The sequence below is a fragment of the Protofrankia sp. CiP1_Cm_nod1 genome, assembly GCF_920888515.1.
Taxonomy (GTDB): Bacteria; Actinomycetota; Actinomycetes; order Frankiales; family Frankiaceae; genus Protofrankia.
On the sequence record NZ_CAKKTM010000293.1, the window covers coordinates 1 to 2,192 of the forward strand.

Here is a 2,192-nt window from a genome sequence, read left to right on the forward strand (position 1 = left end):
CGGCCGGGCCCGGCCGTGGCGGCGAGCCGCCCGGCCCGTGCCGGGCCGGCCACCCGAGCCTCGCGGGGCGCGCCGGCCGTTTTCGTCCCGCCTCATCGCCCACCGCACTTCACCGCACTTCACCGCACTTCACCGCGTCCGCCATGCGTCACTGTTCGTCATTCACCGCTGTTCGCCACATATCGCTGTTCGTCATTCACCGTTGTTCGCCGAACCCGCCGGATGCGCCGGGGTTCGCCAGGAGGAGGCAGCAGATGACAGGGTTGACGGCTCGTCCCGAGGACGCCGTTGCCAGGATCGCTCTTCCCCGGCCCGCCGCCGACGACGACGTCCAGGCCGATCGGAGAGCCCCCGCGGCACGCCTGGCCCAGCTGCTGGACACCGGCTCCGTGACCGCCCTGCACCCCGCCGACGACACCGGCGTGCTCGCCGTGCGCGGGCGGATCGACGGCGCCCCCGTCCTCGCCTACTGCACCGACGCGACGGTGATGGGCGGCGCTCTCGGCCTCGGCGGCGCCCATCACATCGTCGACGCCATCGACACGGCGGTGCGCGAGGGCCGGCCGGTGATCGGGCTGTGGCACTCCGGCGGCGCCCGGCTCGCGGACGGGGTCGAGTCCCTCGACGGCGCCGGCCGGATGTTCGCGGCCATGACCCGGGCCTCGGGCCGGGTGCCGCAGATATCGGTGGTGCTCGGCCCGGCCGCCGGCGCCGCCGCCTACGGCCCCGCGCTGACCGACATCGTGATCATGTCGACGTCCGGCCGGATCTTCGTGACCGGCCCCGACGTCGTGCGCAGCGTGACCGGCGAGCAGATCGACATGGCGGACCTCGGCGGCGTCGACGCGCACGGCCGCCGCTCCGGGGTCGTGCACGTCACCGTCGACACCGAGGACGACGCGTTCGTCCGGGCCCGCCGGATCACCGGCCTGCTCACCCGCCCCGGCCGTTTCGACCCGGACACCGTGGACGACGGCCGGGACCTGCGCGAGCTGCTGCCCGCGACGGCGCGGCGCGCCTACGACGTCCGCCCGCTGCTGCTGGAGATCCTCGACGGCGCCGGGCCGTGGAACGCCTTCGAGGAGCTGCAGCCCCGCTGGGCACCCAACATCGTCATCGGCCTCGGCCGCCTCGGCGGGCACACGGTCGGAGTCGTCGCCAACAACCCGATCCGCAAGGGCGGCTGCCTGGACTCGCTGAGCGCGGAGAAGGCCGCCCGGTTCGTGCGCATGTGCGACGCGTTCGGCGTGCCGCTGCTGGTCGTCGTCGACGTGCCCGGCTACCTGCCCGGCGTCGGGCAGGAGTGGGACGGTGTGGTCCGCCGGGGCGCGAAGCTGCTGCATGCCTTCGCCGAGGCGGTGGTGCCCCGCGTCACCCTGATCACGCGGAAGTCCTATGGCGGGGCGTACATCGCGATGAACTCCCGTTCGCTGGGCGCGACCGCCGTCTACGCCTGGCCGCAGGCCGAGGTCGCCGTCATGGGGGCGGAGGCCGCCGTCGGCATCCTGCACCGCCGGAAGCTGGCCGCCGCCGCGGACGACGAGCGGCGCGAGGAGCTGCGCGCCCAGCTCGTCGCCGAGCACCAGCGGGTCGCCGGGGGTGTCGACCGCGCCCTGTCCCTCGGCGTCGTCGACGAGGTCATCGACCCGGCCCGCACCCGCCGCACCCTCGCGCGGACCTTCGCCACCGCGGCCGAACACCCCGCCGCGGACGAGCGCCTCACCACGGCCGGCCCCCGCGGCGGCCACAACAACATCCCGCTGTAACCGGAGCCCCCGGCAGGCATGTTCCCGGCAGGCATGTTCCCGGCGAGCGGCCCGCCGGGAACATGCCTCGGGACGACGGCCGGGAATTTCCCCGGCCGGCGCCCCGGAACCCACGCTGGCACCGGCCCGGATCCGGCCGGGCCGGATCCGGGCCGGCCGGAATCAGTCCGGGAAAATCAGCCGGAAGAGCCCGATCACCGGTTTTTCCACCGGTCTCACGATAGGTCCTGCCACCGGTTTCACGATTCTTGCTGCGGGTCCTCCGAGCCACCGAACGGTTGCCGTGGCCCACCGAACGGTTCCGCTGGCTGGCTGAAATCCCTCGTCTCACCGCCCTGCTCCGCTTCGGCACCCGGCTGCCCGCCTGCCTCCGCCGTGGCCGGCCCGCTGCCCTCACCCTGGGCCTCGGCGCCCGGCCGCGTCCCC

1 protein-coding gene and 1 pseudogene are annotated in these 2,192 nt (G+C 74.5%); one reads left to right on the plus strand and one right to left on the minus strand.

Annotated elements, in window-relative coordinates; genetic code table 11:
* The first annotated feature begins 254 nt into the window (after nt 1-254).
* Nucleotides 255-1,766 carry a carboxyl transferase domain-containing protein gene (locus tag NBX02_RS13225; protein ID WP_250286221.1) on the plus strand — a complete coding sequence of 504 codons (1,512 nt, stop codon included), beginning with the start codon at nt 255-257 and terminating at the stop codon, nt 1,764-1,766.
* Nucleotides 1,767-2,005: 239 nt separating this feature from the next.
* Here the strand turns inward: NBX02_RS13225 and NBX02_RS13230 are convergent.
* Nucleotides 2,006-2,192 (minus strand): annotated as a pseudogene (locus NBX02_RS13230) (hypothetical protein); the annotation flags it as partial.

Excerpts from the sequence above, each read along its gene's own strand:
- NBX02_RS13225 (WP_250286221.1), top strand. The coding sequence starts at position 255 with ATGACAGGGTTGACGGCTCGTCCCGAGGACGCCGTTGCCAGGATCGCT.